7 protein-coding genes are annotated in these 19,523 nt (G+C 63.7%); 3 read left to right on the plus strand and 4 right to left on the minus strand.

Going from position 1 to position 19,523, the window contains the following annotated elements:
• Positions 1 to 99 precede the first annotated feature (99 nt).
• The 3 genes from PSH96_RS20100 to PSH96_RS20110 form a co-directional block, all read right to left on the minus strand.
• The gene (locus PSH96_RS20100) at positions 100 to 867 is read right to left on the minus strand and encodes an N-acetylmuramoyl-L-alanine amidase (protein WP_305454583.1); all 768 of its coding nucleotides are present in this window, start codon (positions 865 to 867) and stop codon (positions 100 to 102) included.
• A gap of 122 nt (positions 868 to 989) precedes the next feature.
• Positions 990 to 2,312 (minus strand): ATP-binding protein, encoded by a 1,323-nt coding sequence (locus PSH96_RS20105; RefSeq protein ID WP_305454586.1) that lies wholly within the window; start codon positions 2,310 to 2,312, stop codon positions 990 to 992.
• The gene (locus tag PSH96_RS20110; protein WP_017134987.1) at positions 2,312 to 2,992 is read right to left on the minus strand and encodes a response regulator transcription factor; all 681 of its coding nucleotides are present in this window, start codon (positions 2,990 to 2,992) and stop codon (positions 2,312 to 2,314) included. The genes PSH96_RS20105 and PSH96_RS20110 overlap by 1 nt, the downstream gene beginning before the upstream one ends.
• A gap of 163 nt (positions 2,993 to 3,155) precedes the next feature.
• Between PSH96_RS20110 and dsbD the strand changes: the two genes are divergently transcribed.
• The 3 genes from dsbD to dsbG are packed head-to-tail and all read left to right on the plus strand — an operon-like array spanning position 3,156 to position 6,471.
• Complete coding sequence (gene dsbD / locus PSH96_RS20115; protein WP_305454588.1) at positions 3,156 to 4,883, plus strand: protein-disulfide reductase DsbD; 1,728 nt, start codon at positions 3,156 to 3,158, stop codon at positions 4,881 to 4,883.
• Complete coding sequence (locus tag PSH96_RS20120) at positions 4,883 to 5,734, plus strand: TlpA disulfide reductase family protein (RefSeq protein WP_305454590.1); 852 nt, start codon at positions 4,883 to 4,885, stop codon at positions 5,732 to 5,734. The genes dsbD and PSH96_RS20120 overlap by 1 nt, the downstream gene beginning before the upstream one ends.
• Positions 5,710 to 6,471 carry a thiol:disulfide interchange protein DsbG gene (gene dsbG, locus PSH96_RS20125; RefSeq protein ID WP_065911508.1) on the plus strand — a complete coding sequence of 254 codons (762 nt, stop codon included), beginning with the start codon at positions 5,710 to 5,712 and terminating at the stop codon, positions 6,469 to 6,471. The genes PSH96_RS20120 and dsbG overlap by 25 nt, the downstream gene beginning before the upstream one ends.
• A 115-nt stretch (positions 6,472 to 6,586) precedes the next feature.
• Here dsbG and PSH96_RS20130 read toward each other — a convergent pair whose 3' ends face one another.
• Entirely contained in the window at positions 6,587 to 19,477 is a 12,891-nt protein-coding gene (locus PSH96_RS20130; RefSeq protein WP_305454593.1) for a non-ribosomal peptide synthetase, read from the minus strand.
• Between the last annotated feature and the right edge of the window lie 46 nt (positions 19,478 to 19,523).

Consider the following 19,523-nt stretch of genomic DNA (forward strand, 5'->3'; position numbering starts at 1 on the left):
CACCAGCGGTGGGGGGATTTAGGCTTGTTGTGGTTTTTGATAGAAGGCGGGACGCGCAGCGTCCCAGGCAGCATTCCCACGCTCAGAGCGTGGGAACGATCAAATACCTCGATACCGCTCATTCAACGCATACAAAATCGCGCACGTCTCGCCATCCAACCCCCCACAATAATCCCGGTGACGAAAGCGCATCTGAAACGCCCGCGTGCGCAGTTCAAACTCACGACGATTCAAGGCCGGTTTATATCCGAACCGCTGAAACGCCCGTTCCAGCTCCACCTCCGGCGGCAACCCCAGGCAAAACCGCCGCTGATACATCGCCCGTGTTGCCTCATCAAACCAGGCGCCGATCCCGGCCTCGAACAAACATTGCCAGGGCAACCGAGGCCCAGGATCACTCTTGCGCCAATACGCCACATCCGAATGCCCGAGCACATCCAGAGGCCCCACCTGCGGGTAACGCCCAAGAATGTCGCGAACCAACGCAATCAATATATCTACCTGCTCCGGGCCATACTCGGGAAAGGAAAACACCCCGCCATCCTCCCGCGCCAGATTGATAATCTCGATACCAATCGCACAGCTGTTGAGGTTGTCGCGCCCGCCCCAATGGCTAACGCCGGCATGCCAGGCACGCTTGTCCTCGTCCACCAGGCGAAACACCCGCAACTCGTCATAACCGGCAGCGCGGTAACTGCACTCATCAGGATCAGGGAGCAAATAGTGCGCACTGACGCCACCTCGGGTCAGTGTGCGCAAGGACGTTGCAAAGGGCGCTGCGGTGTAGTGCAGGATGATCTGCCGCACGGGTTTGCCGTTGCGCTGATTAAAATCCCTGGCCGGGAAACTGCTGTCGATCACTAACATAAGAACCATCCTTTTCAATACAAGCCGAGTCATTCAGCCCGTTCAAACGCAAAAAATTACCGCCATCCTGAAGGTATGAATTTCAGGCTGGCGGTAACTATTTAGTGTTTGAAGAAAAGTGTTCAGCGCCGCAGCGGCATGCCCAAGTCGACCCGCAGGCCATCAGGTTGGCTGTCGAATTTCAGCGAGCAGGAGCAGCGCTGCACGATGGCCTGCACGATCGCCAGGCCCAAGCCACAGCCCTCGCTGCTGCCATTACGCCAGAAACGTTGGGTCAGGTATTGCAGGTCTTCGGCAGAAATCTGTTTGCCATGGTCGCGCACGCGAAACACCACCGTGTCGGCGCTGGTGAACACGTTCAGCTCCACGCGAGTGTCACCCGGCGTATGGCGCAACGCGTTATCCAACAGGTTACGCAGGGCCGCTACCGCCAACGCCACCGGCATCTCCACCGGGGATTGTGTGAGGTTGTCCGCCAGGATCAGGTCGATACGGCGGTTATCGCCGGCATTGGCATCCTGAATCGCCAGCCGCGCCACTTGTTCGGCGCTCGATTGCAAGCCATCGTCAAACGACAGGCTGCCCTCGACCCGCGCCAGCAGCAGCAATTGCTCCAGGGTGCGATGCAAGCGGTCGGCGCCTTCTTCGGCGTGGGCCAGGGACTGGTCGCGGGCCGCGCCGTCGGTCATGCGGGCCACTTGCAGGTGGGTCTTGATCGCCGTCAGCGGGCTGCGCAGTTCGTGGGCGGCATCGCCGGTGAGCCGGCGCTCGCGCTCGATGGTCTTGGCGATGCGCTGCAACAGCTGGTTCTGGGTGTCGAGCAGCGGCTTCAATTCGCTGGGCAGCGGGTGAATCTGCAGCGGTTCAAGGGAATCGGCACTGCGGCGCATCAGGGCATCGCGCATGCGGTTAAGGGGCAGCAGGCTTTGGCCGATGCCCAGCCACAACAGGCACAGGCAACCCAGCAGGGCCACGCCCACCGGCACCGAGGCCGCCAGCAGGATCGACAGGTTCAGCGCCTCACGCTCCACCTGGCGGTCGGCGGTGGTGATCAGCAGGTCGCCACGGGACAAGGTGAAGCTGCGCCAGCCCACACCGTCGATAATCTGGTCGCGAAAGCCACTTTTGCGTGACTCCAGGCCCTCGTCGGGGGTCATGTGGCTGCGCGCCAGGATTTCCCCGTGCAGGGAGCTGACCTGGCAGGCCATGCCGCCTGGCACGTTGAGTTGTTCAGTGCGCAAATGCGTAGGCGCGCCGCTCACACTGGCCAGGCCCGGCATTTGCTCGGTCAGCCCGGCCACCATGCGCGCCGATGCCACCAGGCGCTGGTCGAGGGAAAACATCATCTGGTTGCGCAGATCGTTGAGCATCCAGGCGGCAGCCAGGACCCAGATCAGCACAAAAGCAGCGCCCAACTTGAACGTCAGGCGCAGGCGCAAACTCATCACGACGCGTCCTCTCCCCCATCCGCCGTGCCCAGGCGATAACCCAGGCCGCGCACGGTTTCGACGATGCCGTTACCCAATTTGCGCCGCAGGTGGTGGATGTGCACGTTGAGGGCGTTGCTTTCCAGTTCGTCGTTGAAGCCGTAGACGCTGTCTTTGAGTTGTTCGCTGGACAGCACGCGGCCCTTGTTATGCAACAGGGCCTGCAACAAGGCTTGCTCGCGACGTGACAGGTCGACCGGCTGGCCGGCCAGGAAGGTCTCGCGGCTGCTGGGGTCGTAGGCCAGTTGGCCATGTTCGATCAGGTTGACCCGGCGCCCCGCCACCCGACGCAGCAATGTTTGCAGGCGTGCGGCAAGTTCACGCAGGTCGAAGGGCTTGAGCAGGTAGTCGTCGGCACCGGCTTGCAGGCCGTCGACACGGTTGGTGACCGAGTCGCGGGCGGTGAGGATCAGCACCGGGATTTCCAGGCCCTGGCTGCGCTGTTGTTGCAGCAACTTGAGGCCGTCTTCATCGGGCAAGCCCAGGTCGAGCACCATGATGTCGAACGTGGCGGCCTTGAGCATCGCGCGTGCGGCGGCGGCCGAAGCCACGCGCTCGACGGTAAAACCCTGGGCGCCAAGCCCGGCCACAATGCCGCTGGCGATCAGTTCGTCGTCTTCACAGACCAGTACGTGCATGGTTAACCCTTCATGAAAGATGGGGGAATTAAAGGTTGGGCGGATTAAGCGCCGATTATGCCGTGAAAACCGACAGGCTCAGTTTAGAATAGCGCCCGGTTAATCATCGGTTAATCAACACCACACATTGTGTGCCTAACTTGCATCGAACTAAGGCTTGACCATGCGGTATCTGTTTACCTTTCTGCTGGTGTTATTCGCAGGGTTCGCCCAGGCCGCGCCGGGCAATCCATTCGAGACCAAACCCGATTTCCTGCCGGTGGGCAAAGCGTTCACCTTTACCTCCGAGCGTCTTGAAAGCGGCGAAACCCAGCTGTATTGGCAGATTGCCGACGGATATTACCTTTACCAGCAACGCATGAAGTTCGACGGCCTGGCCGAAAAGCCCGTGCTGCCGCAAGGCGAAGCCCACAGCGATGAGTTCTTCGGCGAGCAGCAAGTGTACCGCCAGGGCCTCGAAGTGAAGATCCCGGCCGGTGCCACCGGGCAGGTCAAGCTGGGCTGGCAGGGCTGCGCCGATGCGGGCCTGTGCTACCCGCCACAGTCGATTACCGTGGACCTGGGCGGCAACCCGGCCGTAGCGGCCACCGCGCAAGCCCAGGACCAAAGCCTGGCCAGCGGTCTGCAACAGCGCAGCCTGGGCTGGAGCCTGCTGGTGTTCTTTGGCCTGGGCCTGCTGTTGGCATTTGCCCCGTGCTCGCTGCCGATGCTGCCGATCCTCGCCGGCTTGGTGGTGGGCAGCGGCGCCAGCCCGCGTCGTGGTTTTGCCCTGGCCAGCAGCTACGTGGTGTGCATGGCGCTGGTGTATGCGGCGCTCGGCGTACTGGCCGCGCTGCTGGGCGGCAACCTTGCCGCCCTGCTGCAAACGCCGTGGATCCTTGGCAGTTTTGCCGCGCTGTTTGTGATTCTGGCCTTGCCGATGTTCGGCTTCTTTGAACTGCAACTGCCGGCCTTCCTGCGTGATCGCCTGGATAACGTCAGCCGCCAGCAAAGCGGCGGCAGCCTGGTCGGCGCCGGGATTCTCGGTGCGCTGTCCGGCCTGTTGGTCGGCCCGTGCATGACTGCACCACTGGCGGGCGCCCTGCTGTATATCGCCCAGAGCGGCAACGCGTTGCACGGCGGTTTGATCCTGTTCGCCATGGGTATCGGCATCGGTATTCCGCTGTTGCTGCTGGTGACGGTGGGCAACCGTTTCCTGCCCAAGCCGGGCACCTGGATGAACGTGCTCAAGGGCATCTTCGGTTTCCTGTTCCTCGGCACCGCCGTGCTGATGATTCGCCCGGTAGTCGGCGAAAGCCTGTGGCTCGGCCTGTGGGGCGTCTTGGCGCTGGTGATGGCCTACTGCGGCTGGACCCTGGCCCGCGAATACGGCCTGGCGGCCAAGGTATTCGGCGCCGGTTCCCTGGTGCTGGGCCTGTGGGGCGCAGTGCTGGTAGTGGGCGCGGCCGGTGGCAGCGACGACCTGTGGCAACCGTTGAAGGTCTACAGCGGCTCGAAGATGGCTGCTGCGCCCAGCGCCCACGACGCCTTCATGACCATCAACGACCCGGCCGTGCTGCAAAGCCAGCTCGACAGCGCCAAGGCCCAGGGCCAATGGGTGCTGGTGGACTACTACGCCGACTGGTGCGTGTCATGCAAAATCATGGAAAAACAAGTCTTCGGCCAACCCCAAGTGATGGACGCCCTCAAAGACGTGCGCCTGTTGCGCCTGGACGTCACCGCCGACAACGCCGCCAGCCGTGAGCTGCTCGGGCGCTACAAGGTGCCGGGGCCACCGAGCTTCGTGTGGATCGGCCCGGACGGTGAAGAACGTCGCGCCCAACGCATCACCGGCGAAGTGAATGCCGCCGCCTTCCTGCAACGCTGGACGCAAACCCGAGACGCGCGCTGATGCTGACCCTGACCATCGGTACGTTCGCCATCGCCCTGAATCACATCCTGCTGATCAGCGCGCTGATCCTCGCCACGCTGGTGGGCTGGCGCGTGGCCAAGCGCGGCGGTGAAAACCCCGAATCGGTGCTGTTCAGCCTGTTTTTGCTGGGCATGCTGGTGGCACGCTTAAGCTTTGTACTGATGTACTGGAGCGACTACAGCCACGATCCACTGCAGATGGTCGACTTGCGCGACGGCGGCTTCCTGCCTTGGCCCGGCGTGATCGCCCTGGTGCTGGGCGCCGTGTTCTACGGCTGGCGCCGCCCGGCCATGCGCACGCCACTGAGTGCCGGGGTGGTCACCGGGCTGGTGTTCTGGGGCCTGACCAGCGTGTCCCTGAGCCTCTACGACAAGGGCGCACAACTGCCGGATATCACTTTGCGCAACGCCAATGGTGACGTGGTGCAACTGGCCGACTACAAAGGCGGCCCGCTGGTGATCAACCTCTGGGCCACCTGGTGCCCGCCGTGCCGCCGCGAAATGCCGGTACTGGAGCGCGCGCAACACCAGCGCCCGGACGTGACCTTCCTGTTCGTCAACCAGGCCGAAAGCATGCAAAGCGTCAGCACCTTTCTCGCCACCCAGGGCCTGACCCTCGACAACGTGCTGTTTGATGCCAGCGGCCGCCTCGGCCAGGCCGTGGGTTCGATGGCCTTGCCGACAACTCTGTTCTACCAAGCCGATGGGCGCCTGATCAACAGCCACCTGGGCGAGTTGTCCCAGGCCAGCCTGGCCCGTGCCATGGAACCCTTCGACACTGCCCCTGCTGCCACAAGGAAACCGACATGCCAAGACTCCGCCACCTGCTGACCCTGCTGCCGCTGACGCTTGCGGCCACACTGGCCCAGGCCGAAGACTGGCCGGCGCCGATCAAACAGATCGAAGCCAAGGGTGCCAAGATCCTCGGCAAGTTCGACGCGCCCAGCGGCCTCACCGGCTACGCTGCGCAATACCAGAACCGTGGCATGGCCCTGTACCTGACCGCCGACGGCAAAAGTGTGCTGGCCGGTAACCTGTACGACGCACAAGGCAATGACCTGAGCAGCGCGCCACTGGAAAAACTGGTGTACGCGCCGATGGCCAAGGAAGTCTGGGCCAAGATGGAACACAGCAACTGGATCCAGGACGGCGACAAAAACGCGCCGCGCATCGTCTACCTGTTCAGCGACCCCAACTGCCCGTACTGCAACATGTTCTGGGAACAGGCACGCCCGTGGGTCAAGGCCGGCAAGGTGCAATTGCGCCACATCATGGTCGGCATCATTCGCGAAGACAGCCCAGGCAAATCCGCCGCGCTGCTGGCCGCCAAAGACCCGCAAAAAGCCCTGGAAGCACACGAAGCCGCCGGCAAGGGCAGCAAATTGCAGGCGCTGGACAAGATCCCGGCAGATATCGAAGCCAAGCTCGATGCCAATATGAAGTTGATGGAAGAGCTGGAACTGTCGGCGACGCCGGCAATTTTCTATCGGGATGACAAGGGCGGCTTGCAGCAACAGCAAGGCGCGCCGTCGCCGGACAAGCTGGTGAAGATTCTCGGGCCTAAATAAGCGGCGCCAGGGCCGACGCATTCGCGAGCAAGCCCGCTCCCACCTTTTGAATTGTGAATACATTCAAGTGTGGGAGCTGGCTTGCCTGCGATGAGGCCCGCGCAGTCAGCGAAGGTTACAGGCCCTCCAACTCCGCCATCAAATCACTCAACCGATCCACCTTCTCCTCACTGATCTCATTGGCCGCCAGCCCGTCGATGTACTCGGCCAACTCCGCCACCGTGCTGCACTCGAACATTGCCCGCAGCGGCACATCCCGTTGCAGGGTTTTCTGCACCCGCGAGGCAATCTGTGTGGCCAGCAATGAATGCCCGCCCAGCTCGAAGAAGTTGTCCTGCACGCCTACCCTTTCGACCTTCAACACCTCAGCCCAAATCGCCGCCAAGGTAGCTTCCAGTTCGTTGCGCGGCGCCAGGTAGTCCTGGCTGTGCAGTTGGCCTATCTCCATGGCCGGCAGAGCGTTGCGGTCCAGCTTGCCATTGGCGTTCAGCGGCAAGCGGTCGAGCCATAGCCAGTGCAGCGGCACCATGTATTCCGGCAATTCAGCGCGCAGGCGTTGCTTGACACGGTCCATGCGCTCACCTGGGTTCAAGGCTTCATCGGCCGCCACCAGGTAACCCACCAAATGCTTGCCGTTGACGCCTTCCTGCACGCCGACTGCCGCATCCCGCACTTCTGGCTGTTCATGCAGGCGGGCTTCGATTTCACCCAGTTCGATGCGGTAACCGCGAATCTTCACCTGATGGTCGATACGCCCGACATATTCCAGCACGCCATCGCTGCGCCGACGCGCCAGGTCGCCAGTGCGGTACAACCGTTCGCCCGGCGCACCAAACGGGTTCGGCACAAACACTTGGGCGCTGCGCAATGGGTCGCTGACATAACCACGCCCTACGCCCGTGCCTGCCACACACAACTCGCCCACCGCACCTTGCGGCACCAGCTCCAGCGCGCCATCGAGCAGGTATAAGCGGTTGTTGTCGGTTGGCGTGCCAATCGGCAGGTACGCGCCACGGGTCGACGCCAGGTCAACGCGGAAGAACGCCACGTCATCCGAGCACTCCGCCGGGCCATAAGCGTTGACCAAGCCGATGTCGGGGTAACGCAGCAACCACTGATGCGCCAGCTCCGGCGGCATGGCTTCACCCGTCGGCAGCATCCAGCGCAAGCCATCCAGGCTCATGCGTTCTTGAGCGAGCATGCCCTGGATCAGCGACGGCACACTCTCCAGCACAGTGATGCCTTGGGCCTGCACATGCGCCAGCAAACCCTGCGGATCATGGGCGATGCTGTTCGGCACAATATCCACCCGCGCGCCAAACAGCGGCGCGGCGAGGAACTGCCACACGGAAATATCGAAGCTCTGCGAAGCGGTCTGCGCGATCACATCTGCCTCGCTCAGTTGCAGATACGGCACCTTGCTCAACTGGTTATTGAGCATGCCGCGCTGTTCCACCATCACGCCTTTGGGCAACCCCGTGGAGCCGGAGGTGTAGATCACATAGGCGAGGTTATCCGGCGCGCTGTAGATGCCCGGGTTTTGCCCACGACCGGGCACTTCTTCCCAGACCAGCAACTGGCAGTCGGTGCCGTCCAGCAACTCAATCGCCTGCTCGCGGCACGCCTCAGTGCACACCAGCAACGGCGTGCGGCTCAGGTCGATGATGCGGTTCAAACGCTGGCTCGGCAGACCTGGGTCCAGCGGCAGGTAACCGGCACCGGCCTTGAAACTGCCGATGATCATGCCGAGCAAATCCAGGTTACGCTCGGCCAGCAGCGCCACCGGCTGATCCAGCCCGACACCGGCCTCGATCAGCGCGTAGCCCAGGCCGTTGCTACGGCGGTTCAATTCATCGTAGGTCCATTGCTGGTCCAGGCAACTGGCGGCGATGCGCTGCGGATGTTGCGTCACCTGCGCTTCGAACAACTCGATGTAACTGCGCTCCAGCGGGTAGTCATGCTCGCTCTGGTTGCAGCCGTCGACCAGGAACGCCCGCTCCTGCTCACCAATCAGCGGCAAGTCCGCCATGTCGCCATGGAAGCCCTGCACCAACGCCAGCAGCAAGCGCTTGAACTCGCCGAGCATGCCTTGCACGGTGGTTGCATCGAAATAACGCTGGTCGTAGGACAGGTGCAAGCCGAGGTCATCGCCCGGATAACACACGGCCGTCAGCGGGAAGTTGGTGTGGGTGCGGCCGGAATCCGATGTGGCGTTCAGGCTTTGCGCACGGTCCAGCACCGAGACTTCCACCGGCGCGTTTTCAAACACAAACAGGCTGTCGAACAGCGGCTGGCCCTTGGGCAGTTCGCTGTGTTCCTGAATAGTCACCAGCGGCAGGTATTCGTATTCGCGCAGTTGCATATTGCTGTCGAGCAGGCCGCTCAGCCACTGGCGCACGCTGCAAGGCTGGTCGTCTTCCGGCAGTTTCACCCGCAGCGCGATGCTGTTGATAAACAGGCCGACGGTGCGTTGCATCTCGGGCATTTCCACTGGGCGCCCAGCCACCGTGACGCCGAACAACACGTCTCGATCACCGCTCAATCGCCGCAGCACCAAGGCCCACGCCGCCTGGGCGAAGGTGTTGACGGTGAGTTGATGGGCCTGGGCCAGTTCGCGCAATTGCGCACCCTCGCGGGCATCCAGGCGGGTGTAGCAATCGCCCACCACCATGCCGCCGCTGTGGCCTGCGTGTTCACGCAGGAACGGCCGGTCGCTCGGGATCGGCGTGGTGCGCTCGAAGCCTTGCAGGTTCTGTTGCCACCACTGGCGTGCTTCATTCAGGTTCTGGCGTTGCAGCCAGGCGATGTAATCGCGGTAGCGTGGCGGCGTGGCCAATTGTGCATCGCGGCCCTCGCCCAAAGCCATGTAGATATCGAAGAAATCATTCATCAGCAACGAGCGGCACCAGGCATCGATCAGGATGTGGTGGTTGCTCATCATGAACCAGTAGCGCGCCTCGCCCACGCGGATCAGGCGCAGGTGGAACGGCGCCTGGTTGAGCAGATCAAAACCGGCTTCGCGCTCGGCCTTGAGCAAGGCTTGCAGGCGCGGCTCCTGCTCGGCTTCGGGGTCATGGCTCCAATCCAGGTACTCGATCGGCGTGCTGCCCGGCTTGTGGATCACCTGCAGCATGTCCTCGCCGACGTTCCAGCAGAACGACGCACGCAAGGCTTCATGCCGGGCGATCACCGCCTGCCAGGCCTGGGCGAAACGCTCGGGGTCGAGGGCGCTGTTGATGCGGTAGCGGTCCTGCATGTAATAGAGGCCGGTGCCCGGCTCCAGCAAGGTGTGCAGCAGCAGGCCTTCCTGCATCGGCGTCAGCGGGTAGACGTCTTCGATGACGTTGGCCGGCACCGGCAAGCTGTCGAGCTGCGTTTGAGTCAGGTGCGCCAGCGGGAAGTCGGACGGCGTCAGGCCACCCGCCTCGTCGTTGAGGCAATGCGCGATCAGGCTTTGCAGCTCGCTCAAGTACGCCCCCGCCAGTTCACGGATGGTCTGCGGATCATGGCGCTCACGGCTGAAGGTCCAGCGCAGCAGCAACTCACCGCCATACACCTGGCTGTCGACACTCAGCTCATTGGGCAGCGGCGCATCCGGGTCGTGGGCCAGGCCAGCCGACTCATCCAGCGGGTGGAACAGTGCATCGGCGCCGAAGCTCTGGTCGAACTGGCCCAGGTAGTTGAAGGTGATCTGCGCCGTCGGCAGCGCGGCCACGGCCTGCTTGCACTGATCGTCTGCCAGGTAACGCAGCACGCCATAACCCAGGCCTTTGTGCGGCACGCCGCGCAGTTGTTCCTTGATGGCCTTGATCGATTCGCCCTGCCCGGCGTGCGGTGTCAGGCGCAGCGGGTAAGCACTGGTGAACCAGCCGACGCTGCGGGTCAGGTCGATTTCATCGAACAGGGTTTCACGGCCATGGCCTTCCAGTTGAATCAAGGTCGAGGCGTGCCCCGTCCAGCGGCACAGCACGCGGGCCAAGGCGGTCAGCAGCAGGTCGTTGACTTGGGTGCGATACGCGCTCGGCGCCTGTTGCAGCAACTGGCGGGTGTGTTCGGCACCCAGGCGCACGCTGACGGTTTGAGCCTCGCGGTTGCGCAGTGAACCCTGTGGGCGCTCGACCGGCAACGCCACTGCCGGGCCGGCCAGTTGGTCTTGCCACAGGCTCAACTCTTCACGCAGGGACTCGCTGCCGGCATAAGCGCGCAAGCGCGCAGCCCAATCGCGCAATGCGCTGGTTTTGGCCGGCAGGCTGACGGACTGGCCGTCGCTCAACTGGCGATAAACCGTTTGCAGGTCCTCCAGCAGTACGCGCCACGACACGCCGTCCACCGCCAGGTGATGAATCGCGATCAGCAGGCGTTGCTGGCCTTGCGGGCCGTCCACCAGCAAAGCCCGTAACAGTGGGCCATGCTCAAGGTCCAGGCTGCGTTGAGTGTCAGTGAACAGCACGGTGCAATCCTGCATGTCGCGCACTTGCGCCTGCATCAGCACGCCGCCTTGGGGCACGGCCAAGTGCTCGGCATGCCAGTGTGCGTCGCGCTTGGAGAAGCTCAGGCGCAAGGCGTCGTGATGCTCCAGCACCGCCAGCAGCGCTTGCTCCAGGCGATGGGGCTCCAGCAATTGCAGTGGTTTGAGCAGCAATGCCTGGTTCCAGTGCTGACGGTTGGGGATCTCGGTATCAAAGAACCAGTGCTGGATCGGCGTCAGGCCCGAACTGCCGGTGAGCAGGCCTTGCTCGGCGGTTACCTGTTCGCTACGCGTGGCCACAGCGGCCAGGGTTTGCACGGTCTGGTGCTGGAACAAATCCCGTGGGCTGAAATGGATCCCGGCCTGCCGCGCACGGCTGACCACCTGGATCGACAGGATCGAGTCGCCGCCCAGCTCAAAGAAATTATCGTCCAGGCCGACTTGTTGCACGTTCAACACCGCGCACCAAATGGCCGCCAGGCTTTGCTCCAGCTCATTGCGTGGCGCCACGTAGGTTTGGCGATTGGCTTCAGGGTCGGGCTGCGGCAAGGCGCGGCGGTCGAGTTTGCCATTAGCGGTCAGCGGCATGCTGTCGAGCACGATCAGGTGCGCAGGCACCATGTAGTCCGGCAGTTGGGCCTTGAGGTGCGCCTTCAACGCTTCGCGCAAGGTGGCAGGGTCGGCGTCGCTGACCAGATAGGCCGCCAGCTGTTTACCACTGGCTGAATCCAGCGCCAGCACCACTGCTTCGCGCACGGCTGCGTGCTCCAGCAGGCGCGTTTCAATTTCGCCCAGTTCGATACGGAAACCGCGAATCTTCACTTGATGGTCGATACGGCCCAGGTACTCCACCAGGCCGTCGGCGCGTTGGCGCACCAGATCGCCGGTGCGGTACAAACGGCCGCCATCGGCAGCAAACGGATCGGCGACAAACCGCTCGGCCGTCATGCCAGGGCGTTCGTGATAACCCTGGGCCAGACCGGCCCCGCCCACATACAGCTCACCGGTCGCGCCTTGGGGCACCAGCGCCAGGTCGGCGTCGAGGATATAGGCCACGCGAGCGCCGATGATGCTGCCGATCGGCACGCTGGCGGCGCCCTCTTCCAACACCTCCGGCGCCAGGCTGGCCAGCGGCATCACCACGGTTTCGGTCGGGCCATAGGCGTTGAAAAACAGCTCGGGCTGAAACGCTGCACGGATACGCTGCAAGTGCTCGCCGGTCAGTGCCTCGCCGCCGGTGATGCACATGCGCACCGGCAAGGTCTGCTGCTGGGTTGCCAGCCATTGCGCCAACTGGCTGCCGTAGCTAGGGGTAAAGCCGAGGATATTGATGCCATGGGTGCGGATCAGCGCACAGATTTCTTCGGCATCCCACTGGCCTTGGGCGCGCAACACCACCTGCGCACCGCTGAGCAGCGGCACCAGCAAACGCTCGGTGGCGGCGTCGAAGTTGATGGAGTAGAAGTGCAGCTCGCAATCATCCGCGCGCATGCCAAAGCGCTCGATCACGGCCTGGCAATGCATGGCGATTTCACCGTGGGACACCACCACACCCTTCGGCTTGCCCGTGGACCCGGAGGTGTAGATCAGGTACGCCTGATGTTGCGGCAGGCTGATAAAGGGCAGCGCGTCGGCGGGGTAATTGGCCAACACCGGCAAGTCATCTTCCAGGCACCAGCACGCGACCGTCGCCGGCAATTCGCCAAGGGCTTCGAACATCGCCGCATCGCTGAGCAGCAGGCCGATGCCGCTGTCTTCGATCATGTAGTGCAGGCGGTCGAGCGGGTATTCCGGGTCCAGCGGCACATAGGCGCCGCCGGCCTTGAGGATCGCCAGCAGGCCGATGACCATTTCCAGCGAGCGCGGCAGCGCCAGGCCGACCCGCACCTGCGGGCCAACGCCGCGCTCGCGCAGCATCCAGGCCAGGCGGTTGGCGCGCTCATCCAGTTCGCGATAGCTGAGCGTCACCCCGGCAAAGGTCAACGCCGGTGCATCGGGGCGGGCCAAAGCTTGTTGGCTGAACAGCGGGTGAAGGCACTGATCCAGGCGGTGTTCACCCGCCTCGATACCCAGGCTGCTCTGCAAGGCGCGCTGCTCAGTGGCGGTCAGCAAGGGTAACTCGCTCAGACGCTGTTGCGGATTGGCGATCAACGCTTCCAACAGGTTTTGCCAATGTGCGGCCATCCGCGCAATACGCGGCTCGTCGAACAAGTCGGTGCTGTAGGTCAAGCAGCAACCCAGGCGATGGTCGAGGTCGGTGACTTCCAGGTTGAGGTCGAACTTGGTCGCCCGCGCATCGTTGACCAGGTATTCGACGGTCATGCCCGCCAGTTGGCGGCTCTGCTGGAATTCCCAGCGCTGAACGTTGCACATCACCTGGAACAGCGGGTTATACGCCGCGCTGCGCGGTGGCTGCAGGGCTTCCACCAAATGGTCGAATGGCAGGTCCTGGTGAGACTGGCCTTCGATCACGGTATGGCGCACCTGCTCGAACAACTCGGCCACATTCATCTGCCCATTGAGCTGGCAACGCAGCACCTGGGTGTTGAGGAACGCGCCGATCAGCCCTTCGCTTTCCGGGCGAATGCGGTTGGCGACCGGCGCGCCGATGCGCAGGTCGGTCTGGCCGCTGTAGCGGTAGAGCAGCACCGCCAGGGTAGCGGTCATGGTCATGAACAGGGTCAGGCCGCGCTCGGCGTTAAAGGCGCGCACGCGAGCGGCCAAGTCATCGCTCAGATCAAAGCGGTACAGCTCGCCCTGATGGCTTTGCACCGGCGGCCGTGGGCGGTCGGCGGGCAGTTCGAGCAAAGGATGCTCATGGCCCAGTTGCGCGGTCCAGTAATCCAGTTGACGTTGGCGCTCGCCAGCCTCCAGCCACTGGCGCTGCCACACGCTGTAGTCCAGGTATTGCACCGCCAGCGGCGCCAGCGGCGAGTCGCGTTCGTCGATAAACGCCTCGTACAGTGCGCCGAGTTCACGGGCGAAGATGTCCATGGCCCAGCCTTCGGTGACGATATGGTGCAGGGTCAGCACGAAGTAGTGCTCCTGCTCGCCGGCCTTGACCACGCAGGCGCGCAACAGCGGCCCGGTTTCCAGATTGAACGGGGTGTGAGCTTCCTGATCGGCGAAATCTTGCAGGCGCTGCTGACGCTCAGCCTCGGTGAGCGCGGAGAAATCCTGCCAGTCCATGCGCAAGCCGGTTTGCGCCGCGACCTTTTGGTACGCCACGCCATCGATGCTCGGGAAGGTGGTGCGCAGGGTTTCGTGGCGCATGATCAAGGCTTGCAACGCCGCCTCAAAACGCCCCACATCCAGCACGCCGCGCAGGCGCGCCATGCCGCCGACGTTGTAGGCCGGGCTGTCGGGTTCCATCTGCCACAGGAACCACATGCGTTGTTGGGAATAGGACAACGGCACCGGCGCGCTGCGGTCGACCCTGGCAATAGCGGTTTGCTGATTGCGTTGGCCAGAGGCCTGGATCAAGCCGACCTGCTCGGCAAATGTGCCCAGCTCGCTGGCTTCGAACAAGGTGCGCAACGGCAATTCGACGTCACAGGCCTGACGGGTGCGCGAGATGATTTGCGTGGCCAGCAACGAATGGCCGCCGAGGGCGAAAAAGTCGTCGCGCAGGCCGATACGTGGCAAGCCCAGCACTTCGCGCCAGATCGCGGCAATCTGCTGCTGCAACGGCGTTGCAGGCTCGATGTGTTCGCGGGTTTGCCACACCGGTTCGGGCAAGGCGCGGCGGTCGAGTTTGCCGCTGGGGCTCAGGGGCATGGCGTCCAGGCGCATCAGCGATGCGGGCACCATGTACTCCGGCAACTCGGCGGCCAGGGCGGCTTTTACGTCCTGCTCGGCAAGCTGCATCTGCGCGGTGTAGTAGCCGATCAGTTGTGCATCACGCACCAGCACCACGGCTTGTGCGATGCCGTCCAGCGCCAGCATCCGGGCTTCGATTTCTTCGGGTTCTACACGAAAGCCACGCAATTTGACTTGTTGATCGAGGCGGCCCAGGTACTCGAGCACGCCATCGGCGCTCCAGCGCACGCGGTCGCCGGTGCGGTACAGGCGTGTGCCGGGCTTGCCCAACGGGTCGGCGACAAAACGCTCGGCGGTCAGCCCGGCGCGGCCCAAGTAACCGCGCGCCAGGCCGATGCCGCCGATGCACAGTTCGCCCGGCACACCGGCCGGCAACGGGTTGAGTTGCTCGTCGAGCACGCGGCAGATCACATTGCCCAGCGGCCGGCCGATGGGCGAGCGCTCGCCATCCTCGGCGTGACAATGCCAGTGGGTCACGTTGATCGCGGTTTCGGTCGGGCCATATCGGTTGTGCAGTTGCACCGCCGGCAACTGTGCCAGCACGCGGTTACGCAGCTCGGCAGGCAAGGCTTCACCGCCGGAGAACAGACGCCGCAGGCTGGTGCACTCGGCCACCAACGGCTCATCGATAAACAGCTGCAACAGCGGCGGCACAAAGTGCAGCGTGGTCACGCCATGTTCCTGTACCAACTGCGCGATGCGGTGCGGGTCGCGATGCTCGCCAGGCCCGGCCAGCACCAGGCGGCAGCCGGTGATCAGCGGCCAGAAGCATTCCCACACCGACACGTCAAAGCTGATCGGTGCCTTTTGCATCAGCACATCGGTGTCGTTGAGTTGATAGGTGGCCTGCATCCACTGCAAGCGCTCGGCCAGCGCCGCATGGGTATTGCCCACGCCTTTGGGCTGGCCGGTGGAGCCGGAGGTGTAGATAACGTAAGCGAGGTTGTCGCCGTTCAAATGCAGGCCCGGCGCCTGGGTCGGCCAGCTGTCCAGGTGCAGGCTGTCCATGGCGATCACGCACACGCCTTCGGTGGCCGGCAGCAGTTCAAGCAGTGAGGTTTGAGTCAGCAGCAGGTGCACGCCGCTGTCCTTGAGCATGTAGGCCAGGCGCTCGGCGGGGTAATCCGGGTCGAGCGGCACATAGGCGCCACCGGCCTTGATGATTGCCAACAGGCCAATCAGCAGTTGCGGCGAACGCTCGGCGGCGATGGCCACGCACACATCCGGGCCGACGCCTTTGTCACGCAGGTAGTGGGCCAGGCGATTGGCCTGGGTGTGCAGTTGGGCGAAGGTCAGGCTGCCGCCTTGCCAGACCAGCGCGGTGCTGTCCGAAGTCTGTTGGCCGAGCAGTTCGGGCAGCCACTGCCGGGCCGGGGCACACGGGGCCTCGCTCCATGGCTGCTGCTCGTCTGTGTGCATCAGTTTGAGGTCGCCGATGGCTTGCTCCGGCTGCTCGCACACCGCGTGCAGCAGGCTGATGAAGTGCTCGGCCAGGCGCTGGATGGTCGCGCTGTCGAACAGCTCATCGGCGTAGTCGAACGCCAGGCTCAGGCGCCCGTTGCGGTCTTCTTCAGAGTGCAGTTGCAGGTCGAACTTGGCCTCGCGGCTATGCCATGGCAGCTCTTCGGCAAGCATGCCCGGCAAGCGGCGCAAGGCGCTCAAGTCGCGCTGCTGGTGGTTGAACATGACCTGGAACAGGCCTTGTTCGCGGGCCTGGGGGAAGGCTTCCAGCAGTTGTTCGAAGGGCAGGTCCTGGTGGGCCTGGGCGCCCAGTGCAGCCTGGCGCGTGGCAGCCAACAGCTGATTGAATGGCAGGCGCCCGTCCAGTTCGGCGCGCAGCACCAAAGTGTTGATGAAGAAGCCAATCAGGCCTTGGGTTTCCTGGCGCGGGCGGTTGGCGTTGGGCACGCCGATGCGGATATCGCGCTGGCCGCTGTAGCGGTAGAGCAGGCTCTGGAACGCCGCCAGCAACAACATGAACGGGGTGGACTCATGGGCTTGAGCCGCCTGGCGAATGGCTTCGCTGAGCGCTGCGTTCAGGCGCACGCTATGGCGCGAGGCACTGTTGATGCGCTGCGCAGCGCGTGGATGGTCGGTGGCCAGGCTCAGGGTCGGGTGCTCATCACCCAGTTGCGCCTGCCAATAGGCCAATTGCCGCTGGCCTTCGCCTTCGGCCAGCCATTGGCGCTGCCAGCTGCCGTAATCGGCGTATTGCAGGGCCAGTGGCGGCAGCTCCAGGCTTTGGCCCTGGATCGCGGCGGCGTAGAGGTGCGAGAATTCGTCGATCAGAATGTTGAGCGACCAACCGTCGGCGATGATGTGATGCAAGGTCACCAGCAGCTGGTGATCTTCATCGTCCAGGCGCACCAACGTTACCCACAGCAACGGGCCTTTTTCCAGGTCGAACTGGGTGCGGGCTTCGTCTTCGCGAATCTGCTGCGCGCGGGCTTCGCGTTCGGCGCTTGGCAGGTCGCTGAGGTCGATCACTTGCAGCTCGAAACCCGTGTTGGCCTCGACGCGCTGGAAGGCTTGGCCATCGCGCTCATAGAAGCGCGTGCGCAGGGCTTCGTGGCGCTGGATCAATTGCTGGAAGCTGGCGCGCACCGCATCTTCGTCCAGCTCGCCGCGCAAACGCAGGGCGCCGGGAATGGTGTAGGCGCTGCTGTGCGGGTCCAGTTGCCAGGTGATCCACAGGCGGTTCTGTGCCAGGGATTGCGGCAGGTCGTCCTGGCGTGACAAGGCCTGGATCGCGCCTTGGGCAATGCCGCCGTCTTGCTGCAACTGCGCCACATTGGCGGCGAACGCCGAGAGCGTCGGCGCCTCGAACAGCAGGCGCAGGTTCAGCTCCAGGCCCAGGGTTTCACGCAGGCGCGCAACCACTTGGGTGGCGGTGATGGAATTACCGCCAAGCAGGAAGAAATGGTCGTCGGCCGCGACCGCTGCGACCTGCAACTGCTCGCACCAGATCGCGGCAATCTGCTTTTGCAGCTCGGATTCAAGCAGCGCGTCACTGGCCTGGGCTTGCAGGTCGGGGAACTGCGCGTAGCTGTCGAGGCCGCCATCGGCATGACGAAGCGCGCAGGCCGAACGTTGCACCTTGCCGCTGGAAGTCTTGGGCAAGGCGCCGGGGTTGAGCAGTACCACCACGCTCGGGGCTTCTTGATACGCCTCGGCCACCGCCTGGCGAATCGCCTTGATCAAGGCCTCGGGCGGCAGGATTTTCTGCACGCTGCGGCTGATTTCTGCGGCGATGCCGATGCCTTCCAGGCCTTGGTGATTCACGGCAAACGCCGCGACCCGGCCTTTGCGCACCACCTCGACTTCGCGTTCGACGGTCTGCTCGATGTCCTGCGGATACAGGTTGTGGCCGCGCACGATCAGCAGGTCTTTAAGGCGGCCGGTGATGTACACCTCGCCGTCGCGGATAAAACCCAGGTCGCCGGTGCGCAGCCAGGTGCGGCCGGCGTGTTGTACGAAGGTTTTGGCGCTGGCTTCGGGGTTGCGCCAGTAGCCGTGGGCAATACTGGGGCCGGCGGCCCAGAGTTCGCCGACACGGTTGTCGGGCAATTCGGTGAGGGTGTGCGGATCGACGATCAGCACCGCATGCTCCGGCTGGCTTGTGCCGCAGCTCATGATCGCGCTGCCCTGCCCCGGTTCGGCACGGTTGGCGGCCAGCGCCTGCTCATCCACACGCAACGCGGGGATGCCCTGACCACGGGAGCCACCGGCGACGAACAAGGTCGCCTCGGCCAGCCCGTAGGAGGCGAAGAAATTGTTCGGCGTGAAACCACAGACCGCGAACTTTTCGGCGAAGCGTTCCAGGGTGTCGAGGCGGATCGGCTCGGAACCCGAATACGCCACGCGCCACTTGCTCAAATCCAGACGTTCCAGCGCGGTTTCACTGACCCGCTCACTGCACAGCCGATAGGCGAAATCCGGCCCGCCGCTGATGGTGCCGCCGTATTCGCTGATCGCTTCCAGCCAGCGCAATGGCCGGCCGAGGAAGTACGCCGGCGACATCAACACACAGGGCACGCCACTGAAGATCGGTTGCAGCAAGCCGCCGATCAGGCCCATGTCGTGGTACAGCGGCAGCCAGCTGACGATCACATCATTCGGGTTCAGATCAATGCCAAAGCCGCGACGGATCAGCACTTCATTGGCCACCAGGTTGCCGTGGCTGACTTGCACGCCTTTAGGCAGTGCGGTGGAGCCGGAGGTGTATTGCAGGAAGGCGATGTCGTGCGCTTGCAGGTCAGGCTCGACCCAATTGCCGGCGGTCTGCAGGGTATCGACGCTCAATACCGGCGGCGCGTTCTCGATCTGCGCCAGGCCGTCGGCGAGGCTGGCGATAGTCAGCAGCAAGCGCGGCTCGGCATCGCTGATGATCGACAGCAGGCGCTCCTGATGATGGCGCTTGGTGGACTCCGGCGGATACGCCGGCACCGCGATAACCCCGGCGTACAGGCAACCAAAGAACGCCGCGACGTAATCCGGGCCGCTGGGGAACAACAGCACCGCACGGTCGCCCAATGCCGCATTGGCCTGCAAGGCGGCAGCGATGGTGCGGGCACGCTGGTCGAGGTCGCGGTAACTGAGTACAACGCTGTCTGCGGCGGATTCGGCCAGGAAGCGCAGGGCTACCTGGTCCGGGGTCTGCGCGGCGCGGTGTTGAAGGGACTGGACCAGGGTGCGGGGAAGTTCGAAGGCGTCCATCATGGGGTTCCTGCCTGAAATCGGCTTACGGGAAAATCGGGAATTAGGG

It is taken from the genome of Pseudomonas sp. FP2338 (assembly GCF_030687515.1).
GTDB lineage: Bacteria > Pseudomonadota > Gammaproteobacteria > Pseudomonadales > Pseudomonadaceae > Aquipseudomonas > Aquipseudomonas salomonii.